This window comes from Caulobacter sp. CCH9-E1 (assembly GCF_001556515.1).
Classification (GTDB): domain Bacteria; phylum Pseudomonadota; class Alphaproteobacteria; order Caulobacterales; family Caulobacteraceae; genus Caulobacter.
Window position 1 is genome coordinate 47,283 of sequence record NZ_LSJA01000385.1, and the last position, 7,903, is coordinate 55,185.

The window sequence follows — 7,903 nt, forward strand, 5'->3', positions numbered from 1 at the left end:
CAATGTCCGTCAAAGACCGCGTCCGCGTCCGCGAAACCAAGCTGCTGTCTGACAACTGGTATATCCTGAAGACCACGACCTTCGACTGGAAGCGGCGCGACGGGACATGGCAGACCCAGAGCCGCGAGCATTACGACCGCGGCAACGGCGCGGTGCTGCTGCCCTACAACCTGGCCAACCGGACCGTGCTGCTGGTCAAGCAGTTCCGCTATCCGGCCTTCGTCAACGGCTACGACGACCTCTTGATCGAGGCGGCGGCGGGGCTGCTCGACGACGCCGAGCCCGAGGTCCGCATCCGCGCCGAGGTCGAGGAGGAGCTGGGCTATCGCCTCGGCGAGGTGCGCAAGGTGTTCGAGGCCTTCATGAGCCCCGGCTCGGTGACCGAGATTCTGCACTTCTTCGTGGCCGAGTACGACGCCACGATGCGGATCGGCGACGGCGGCGGCCATGCCGATGAGGGCGAGGACATCGAGGTGCTGGAGCCGACGATCGACGAAGCCCTGGCCATGATCGCCGACGGCCGCATCCGCGACGCCAAGACCATCATGCTGCTGCAGCACCTGGCCCTGACGGCGTTCGCGAAGGCCTAGTCCAGATCGCGCGCCAGCGGCGTGTCGAAGCGCACCACCAGGCCAGTCTCAGCGTAGTCGAAGGCGATGTGGCCGCGCAGCTCGCCGGCGATGCTGCGCTCCATCAGGCGTGAGCCGAAACCACGCCGCGTCGGTTGTGCGACGGGCGGTCCGCCGGTCTCGCGCCATTCGAAGACCAGGCTGGCGTCGCCGGTCACCGACCAGGTCAGCAGCAGGCGGCCCGCCGTGGACAGCGCGCCGTACTTGGCGGCGTTGGTGGCCAGTTCGTGGAACACCATGCCCAGCGACAAGGCCACGCGCGCGGGTAGATGGACGTCCTCACCCTCCATCACGACGCGCTCGGCTCCGTAGGGGTCCAGCTCCTGGCCGAGGATCTGCCGCAGGCCCGCGCCGGCCCATCGGCTCTCGGTCAGGGCGTTGTGGGTCTGGGACAGCGCCAGCAGGCGCGATTCGAAGGCCTCCGCGAACGCCGCGGGATCTTGCGCGCCGCGCAGCGTCTGCTGGGCGATCGCCTGAACTGCCGCCAGGGTGTTCTTGACCCGATGGTTCAGCTCGTCGAGCAGGAGGCGCTGCCGCTCGTCCGCCTGGACCTGGTCGGTCATGTCGACGCCTTCGACGAACACGCCCAAGGCCGTTCCATCCGACTCGATGATCGGCTGATAGACGAAGTCCAGGTAGCGCTCCTCTAGCGGCGCGCCAGTCTCGCGCTGCAGAGCGACCTTCACGCGGCGACCGACGAAGGCCTCGCGGCTGGCCATCACGCGGTCGAGAAGATCAACGAAGCCCTGCTCGGCGACCTCGGGCAGGGCGGCGGCCAGAGGTAGGCCGGTCACCTCGCGATGACCGATCAATTGGGCGTAGGCGTTGTTGGCAAGGTCGAAGACGTGATCGGGGCCGCGCAGCACGGCCATGAAGCTGGGCGCCTGCATGAACAGGTTGCGAAGCTGGCGGCTTTGCGATTGCACCGTCTCGGCTCGGCGGAGCACGTCGTCGCCCAGCATGGTCGCCGAGCGCGAGCCGAAGGCGGCCTCTTTCAGGCGCTGAATGGCGGTGACGTCCTGGGTGTGCTGCAGGATGTAGCGGGTCGCGCCAGTTTCGTCGGGGATCGGCGTGTGGGTCGCGCTCCAGATCCGGTCCTCGAACCCGCCGCCGAGATGGGCGGGCCGTTCGATCGCATAGTGGATCAGCGGAAGTTCGGTTACCTCGCCCTTGTCGCGCGCCTGCGCCAGCGAGGCCTCCAGGCTGGCTCGGCTCTCGCCCTCAGAGGGGAAGGCGTCGAAAATATATTGGCCTTCAATATCTTCCCATCGCCTTTGGAGCGTATTCAGATAGGCGGCGTTTGCCGCGACGTACCGATAGTCGCGGTCCAGCAGCATGTAGGGCGAGGGGATGCGATCGAATATGTCGCGAAAGTCGATCGGACCATTCATCTGATGCGCCGCCTGCCCCGTAACCCGTCGGGAGCAACGCAAGCTGCGCCTTGCGGTTCCTTCAAGATACCGTCGTTGGGTTTGCGAACGTTTCTCAAGAGGGCGTCGTTTAATTGACAGCTAAGTCCCCAAGCTTAAAAGCGTCCCGCAACGCACAAAGGCTATTGAGGTTGGACCTCCCATGACCGACACGAGCCGGGGGCTGCCCGAGCGCCCGATGTCACCGTACACGCAGGTGTGGCGCTGGCATATTACGATGGCCTGCTCGATCCTTCACCGCGGCTGCCTGGTTGCGCTCTATGTGGGCGCCGCCATCCTGGCCGGTTGGGCCGCGGCCCTGGCCGCTGGGCCGAGCGTCTACGCCGGCTATCTGAGCATCCTGGGCTCGCCGATCGGCAAGCTGGTGCTGCTGGGCGAGACCTTCGCGGTCTTCTACACCGTCGCCTATGTCATCCGACAGTCCTTCTGGGATGTGGGCAAGGGCTTCGCGCCGCGCACCGCCGACATGACGGGCGCGATGTCGATCGCCTTCGCCGTCGTGGCGACGATCGTCACCTGGGTCCTGGCCGGCGCCAACGGAGCGTTCTGATCATGAGCAAGAACGACATCTATCAGCCCCAGCAGTTCCGCACGCCGCTGTCGCGCGCTCGCGGTCTCGGCGCCGCCCGCCATGGCGTCCACCATTTCATCACCGAGCGCGTCTCGGGCCTGGCCCTGGTTCCGCTGCTGCTGTGGGGCGCCTACGCCGCCCTGCGCCTGATCGGCGCCGACCAGCACACCGTCGCCCTGTGGCTGGGCCAGCCGCTGAACGCGGTGCTGTCGAGCCTGCTGCTGCTCGTCGCCCTCGTGCACCTCCAAGGCGCGATGCAGGTGGTGATCGAGGATTACATCCATCGCTTCACGACCAAGACCGCCCTGGTGATCGGAAACCTGTTCGTCTGCGTGATCGCCGGCGCCGTCGGGATCTTCTCGATCCTGAAGGTGGCCCTGACCGTGACCGGAGCCCATTGATGTCGGCCTACAAGTTCATCGACCACAAGTTCGACGTCGTCGTCGTCGGCGCCGGCGGCTCGGGCCTTCGCGCCGCGCTGGGCGCCGCCCAGGCCGGTCTGAAGACCGCCTGCATCACCAAGGTGTTCCCGACCCGCAGCCACACCGTGGCGGCGCAGGGCGGCATCTCGGCCTCGCTGGGCAACATGGGCCAGGACGACTGGCGCTGGCACATGTTCGACACCGTCAAGGGCTCGGACTGGCTGGGCGACCAGGACGCCATCGAGTACCTGACCCGCAACGCCCCGGCGGCGGTCTATGAGCTCGAGCACTGGGGCGTGCCCTTCTCGCGCACGGCCGACGGCAAGATCTATCAGCGCGCTTTCGGCGGCATGACCAAGAACTACGGCGAAGGCCCGATCCAGCGCACCTGCGCCGCGGCCGACCGCACCGGTCACGCCATGCTGCACACCATGTACGGCCAGTCGCTGGCCCACGACACCGAGTTCTTCATCGAGTACTTCGCCCTCGACCTGATCATGGACGATGGCGTCTGCCGCGGCGTGACCGCGTGGAAGCTCGACGACGGCACCCTGCACCGCTTCCAGGCCCAGATGGTGGTCCTGGCCACCGGCGGTTATGGCCGCGCCTACTTCTCGGCGACCTCGGCCCACACCTGCACGGGCGACGGCAACGCCATGGCCCTGCGCGCCGGCCTGCCGCTGCAGGACATGGAGTTCGTGCAGTTCCACCCCACCGGCATCTACGGCGCCGGCTGCCTGATCACCGAAGGCGCCCGCGGCGAAGGCGGCTACCTGACCAACTCGGAAGGCGAGCGCTTCATGGAGCGCTACGCCCCGTCGGTGAAGGACCTGGCGCCCCGCGACATGGTCAGCCGCGCGATGACCATCGAGATCCGCGAGGGTCGCGGCGTGGGTCCGAACAAGGACCACATCTTCCTGCACCTCGACCACCTGGATCCGAAGATCCTGCACGAGCGCCTGCCCGGCATCTCGGAAACCGCCAAGGTGTTCGCCGGCGTCGACGTCACCAAGGCGCCGATCCCCGTGCTGCCGACCGTCCACTACAACATGGGCGGCATCCCGACGAACTATCACGGCGAGGTCGTCACCAAGAACGGCGACAATCCCGACCAGGTGATCCCGGGCCTGATGGCCGTGGGCGAGGCCGCCTGCGTGTCGGTGCACGGCGCCAACCGCCTGGGCTCCAACTCGCTGATCGACCTGGTGGTGTTCGGTCGCGCCGCGGCCCTGCGCTGCGCCGAGATCCTCAAGCCCGGCGCCAAGCAGCCGGAACTGAAGGACGCCCAGACCGAAGCCCACCTGGCGCGCTTCGATCGCTTCCGCAACGCCTCGGGTTCGACCCCGACCGCCTCGCTGCGCCTCGAGATGCAGAAGGCCATGCAGGAAGACGCCGCCGTGTTCCGCACCGGCGAGAGCCTGGACAGCGGCGTGAAGCGCCTGCAGGCCGTCTGGGACAAGAAGGACGACATCAAGGTTTCCGACCGCGGCCTCGTGTGGAACACGGACCTGATGGAAACCCTGGAGTTCGACAATCTGATCGGCCAGGCGGTGGTCACGGTGAACGGCGCGGTCAACCGCACCGAAAGCCGCGGCGCCCACGCCCGCGAGGACTTCGCCGACCGCAACGACACCGATTGGATGAAGCACACCCTGGCTTGGCTGGATAACCAGTCGGGCAAGGTGAAGATCGATTACCGCCCGGTGCACAGCTACACGATGTCCGAGGACATCGCCTACATCCCGCCGAAGCAACGGGTCTACTGAGGGTCCGATGGTCGAACTCGCTCTCCCCAAGAACTCGCAGATCAAGTCGGGCAAGCATTGGCCGGCTCCCGCGGGCGCCAAGAAGGTCAAGACCTTCAAGATCTATCGCTACGATCCGGAAACGGGCGGCAACCCGCGCTGGGACACCTACGACGTCGACATGGACGCCGTGGGGCCGATGGTCCTGGACGCGCTGCTGTACATCAAGAACACCATCGACCCGACCCTGGCCTTCCGCCGGTCGTGCCGGGAGGGCGTCTGCGGCTCGTGCTCGATGAACATCGGCGGCCGCAACACCCTGGCCTGCACCCACGGCTGGGCCGAGGTCCCGGGCAAGGCCGTCCAGATCAGCCCGCTGCCGCACATGCCGGTGGTCAAGGACCTGATCCCGGACCTGACGCTGTTCTACGCTCAGTACGCCTCGATCGAGCCCTGGCTGCACACCGACACGCCCGAGCCGCAGACCGAATGGAAGCAGTCGCCGGAAGACCGCGAGAAGCTCGACGGTCTCTACGAGTGCATCCTGTGCGCCTGCTGCTCGACCTCGTGCCCCAGCTACTGGTGGAACGGCGACAAGTATCTGGGCCCGGCGGCCCTGCTGCACGCCTATCGCTGGCTGATCGACAGCCGCGACGAGGCCACCGGCGACCGCCTCGACGCGCTTGAGGATCCCTTCAAGCTCTATCGCTGCCACACGATCATGAACTGCGCCCAGGTCTGCCCCAAGGGGCTGAACCCAGCCAAGGCCATCGCCGAGATCAAGAAGATGATGGTCGAGCGCGTCGTCTGACGGGCCTTCCAGGAAGACAAGCGTAGGGCGGCTTCGGAGACGAGCCGCCCTATTCTATATCCGCGCTATCGAAGGCGCTTGCCAATAGGTGACGCCGCCGTCATTTTTGACGAAAGGGAGGGCGTCATTGAGCGCTGAAGCCAATCAGAACGCATGCGTCGTCATCGTCGGCGCGGGTCACGCGGGCGGTTCGGCCGCGGCGTTCCTGCGTCAGTATGGTCACGAAGGCCGGATCGTCCTGATCGGCGACGAGCCGCTTTTGCCCTATCAACGCCCGCCGCTGTCCAAGGCTTGGCTGAAGGGCGAGGCCGACGCCGATTCCTTGGCCCTCAAGCCAGCTGACTGGTACGGCGAGAACAATGTCTTCCTGCGCCTGTCGGGCGTGGCCGAACGGATCAATCGCGCGGCCAAGACCGTCACCCTCGCCTCGGGCGAGGCCATTTCCTACGACTTCCTGATCCTGGCCACCGGCGCCCGCGCCCGTCAGCTGCCGATTCCGGGCGCGGATCTCGCTGGCGTCCTGGCGCTGCGCACCGCCGCCGACGCCGAGCTGCTCAAGCACGCCCTTGGTCTCGGCAAGCGCCTGGCGGTGATCGGCGGGGGCTATGTCGGCCTTGAAGCCGCCGCCTCGGCCCGAGCGCTCGGCGCGGAGGTCGTGGTGGTCGAGCGCGAGAGCCGGGTCCTGGCCCGCGTCGCCTGCGAGACCCTGTCGACCTTCTTCCAGGACTATCACCGCGCCCGGGGCGTGGCCTTCGAGCTGAACGCCGGCGTCGAGGCTTTCGAGGGCGCGGACAACCATATCCGCGGCGTGCGCCTGTCCGATGGGCGTCTTCTGCCGTGCGACGTCGCCCTGGTGGGGGTCGGCGCGATTCCCAATGACGAGCTGGCCAAGGACGCGGGTCTGGCCACGGCCAATGGCGTGGTGGTCGGCCTCGACGCGCGGACGGACGATCCGGCGATCTTCGCGATCGGCGACGTCGCGCACCGTCCGCTGCCGCTCTATGAGCGTCAGTTCCGGCTGGAGAGCGTGCCCAACGCCCTGGAGCAGGCCAAGCAGGCGGCGTCGGCGATTCTCGGCCGACCTGGTCCCGCGCCGGAAGTGCCGTGGTTCTGGTCCGACCAGTACGACCTGAAGCTCCAGATCGCCGGCCTGCCGTTCGAGGCCGACCGCCAGGTGGTGCGCGGCGACGTCGCCGCCGCCAAGTTCGCGGTCTTCCATCTGAAGGGCGACCTGCTGCAGGCGGTCGAAGCGGTCAATGCGCCGCCGGAATTCATGGCCGGCAAGCAGCTGATCGCCAAACGCACACCGGTGAACGCGGAAAAGCTAGCCGACACCTCGGTGTCCATGAAGGAAGTGGCGGCCTAAAGCCGCTCTAAGGATAACGGGAGCCCCATGGCCAAGATCACCTACATCGAACACGACGGGACCGAGCACGCTCTGGACGTCAAGCCGGGCCTGACGGTCATGGAAGGCGCGGTGAAGAACAACGTGCCGGGCATCGACGCCGATTGCGGCGGAGCCTGCGCGTGCGCGACCTGCCACGTCTATGTCGACGAAGCCTGGCTGGCCAAGACCGGCGACAAGTCGGCCATGGAAGAGTCGATGCTGGACTTCGCCGAGAACGTCGAGCCCAATAGCCGCCTGTCGTGCCAGATCAAGGTGACCGACGCCCTGGACGGCCTGGTCGTGCGCCTGCCGGAAAGCCAGCACTAGGAAGCGCTCAGAAGGCGGACAGAGCGGCTGGTTCCCGCCTTCTTCAAAAGAGCGTCGTTATATTGTCGCGAGGGGGTTGCCAGAGCGCGGGGCGGGGACTAGATCAACGCCTCGCTCGGAACGGCTTCGCGACCGGACGACGCGGCCCCCGCAAGGGAGCTTGCATCGCTCAAGACGCTTGGCTAGATACCGCGCTCCAATCGACTCGATGATGGATCCGCAGGGGCGGCTTCGGCAGCCCTGAGGGTCTTCTTTTTGTCTCTCCGCTATCCGGTTCCCGGTGATGCGAAAAAGTCGAAAAGAGTTGGTTGACTTCGGAATGTCGCCTCATTAGAAGCGCCGCTCCGATCATCGCCGCCAAGACTTCGCAAGAATTCAGCGGCGCGATGAAGGGTTAGTTAAGTAGAGATTTTGAGATCTTCTCGAAATAACTTCTTGACTGGCTTGGTTGGCTTCTCTACAAGCTCGCCACTCTGGCGCTTCCTGGATTTCCAGGGTTCGCCGGTCCGGTTCAAAAAGTTTGAAAAAACGATTTGACACGGAATTCGAGGTTGGATAGATAGCCGCCTCCGCCGACACCG

9 protein-coding genes are annotated in these 7,903 nt (G+C 66.2%); 7 read left to right on the forward strand and 2 right to left on the reverse strand.

Going from position 1 to position 7,903, the window contains the following annotated elements; genetic code table 11:
* Positions 1-2 precede the first annotated feature (2 nt).
* Positions 3-590 (forward strand): NUDIX domain-containing protein, encoded by a 588-nt coding sequence (locus AX690_RS21660; protein ID WP_066680331.1) that lies wholly within the window; start codon positions 3-5, stop codon positions 588-590.
* On the opposite strand, the gene AX690_RS21665 is transcribed toward AX690_RS21660, so the two are convergent.
* Positions 587-2,020, reverse strand: coding sequence for a sensor histidine kinase (locus tag AX690_RS21665; protein WP_066680329.1), 1,434 nt, complete (start codon positions 2,018-2,020; stop codon positions 587-589). The two genes, AX690_RS21660 and AX690_RS21665, sit on opposite strands and share 4 nt — an antisense overlap.
* A 181-nt stretch (positions 2,021-2,201) precedes the next feature.
* Between AX690_RS21665 and sdhC the strand changes: the two genes are divergently transcribed.
* The 6 genes from sdhC (at position 2,202) to AX690_RS21695 (ending at position 7,322) form a co-directional block, all read left to right on the forward strand.
* A complete protein-coding gene (gene sdhC, locus AX690_RS21670) occupies positions 2,202-2,609 on the forward strand; it encodes a succinate dehydrogenase, cytochrome b556 subunit (protein ID WP_066680327.1) in 408 nt (135 codons plus the stop codon).
* Complete coding sequence (gene sdhD, locus AX690_RS21675; protein ID WP_197426937.1) at positions 2,576-3,031, forward strand: succinate dehydrogenase, hydrophobic membrane anchor protein; 456 nt, start codon at positions 2,576-2,578, stop codon at positions 3,029-3,031. Before sdhC ends, sdhD begins: the two co-directional genes overlap by 34 nt.
* Complete coding sequence (gene sdhA / locus AX690_RS21680) at positions 3,031-4,818, forward strand: succinate dehydrogenase flavoprotein subunit (RefSeq protein WP_066680324.1); 1,788 nt, start codon at positions 3,031-3,033, stop codon at positions 4,816-4,818. The genes sdhD and sdhA overlap by 1 nt, the downstream gene beginning before the upstream one ends.
* Positions 4,819-4,825: 7 nt before the next feature.
* A complete protein-coding gene (locus tag AX690_RS21685) occupies positions 4,826-5,608 on the forward strand; it encodes a succinate dehydrogenase iron-sulfur subunit (protein ID WP_066680323.1) in 783 nt (260 codons plus the stop codon).
* A gap of 127 nt (positions 5,609-5,735) precedes the next feature.
* Complete coding sequence (locus tag AX690_RS21690) at positions 5,736-6,974, forward strand: NAD(P)/FAD-dependent oxidoreductase (protein ID WP_066680322.1); 1,239 nt, start codon at positions 5,736-5,738, stop codon at positions 6,972-6,974.
* A 27-nt stretch (positions 6,975-7,001) separates the two neighbouring features.
* The gene (locus AX690_RS21695; protein ID WP_066680320.1) at positions 7,002-7,322 is read left to right on the forward strand and encodes a 2Fe-2S iron-sulfur cluster-binding protein; all 321 of its coding nucleotides are present in this window, start codon (positions 7,002-7,004) and stop codon (positions 7,320-7,322) included.
* Between the two features lie 375 nt (positions 7,323-7,697).
* Here AX690_RS21695 and AX690_RS23815 read toward each other — a convergent pair.
* Positions 7,698-7,903, reverse strand: a 206-nt coding sequence (locus AX690_RS23815; RefSeq protein WP_231732271.1) for a hypothetical protein, incomplete at its 5' end; no start/stop codon positions are given.

Bases quoted from the DNA above. Each gene is read 5' to 3' on its own strand.
- AX690_RS21660 (WP_066680331.1), top strand. From the start codon at position 3: ATGTCCGTCAAAGACCGCGTCCGCGTCCGCGAAACCAAGCTGCTGTCT.
- AX690_RS21665 (WP_066680329.1), bottom strand. From the start codon at position 2,020: ATGAATGGTCCGATCGACTTTCGCGACATATTCGATCGCATCCCCTCG.
- sdhC (WP_066680327.1), top strand. From the start codon at position 2,202: ATGACCGACACGAGCCGGGGGCTGCCCGAGCGCCCGATGTCACCGTAC.
- sdhA (WP_066680324.1), top strand. From the start codon at position 3,031: ATGTCGGCCTACAAGTTCATCGACCACAAGTTCGACGTCGTCGTCGTC.
- AX690_RS21685 (WP_066680323.1), top strand. From the start codon at position 4,826: ATGGTCGAACTCGCTCTCCCCAAGAACTCGCAGATCAAGTCGGGCAAG.
- AX690_RS21695 (WP_066680320.1), top strand. From the start codon at position 7,002: ATGGCCAAGATCACCTACATCGAACACGACGGGACCGAGCACGCTCTG.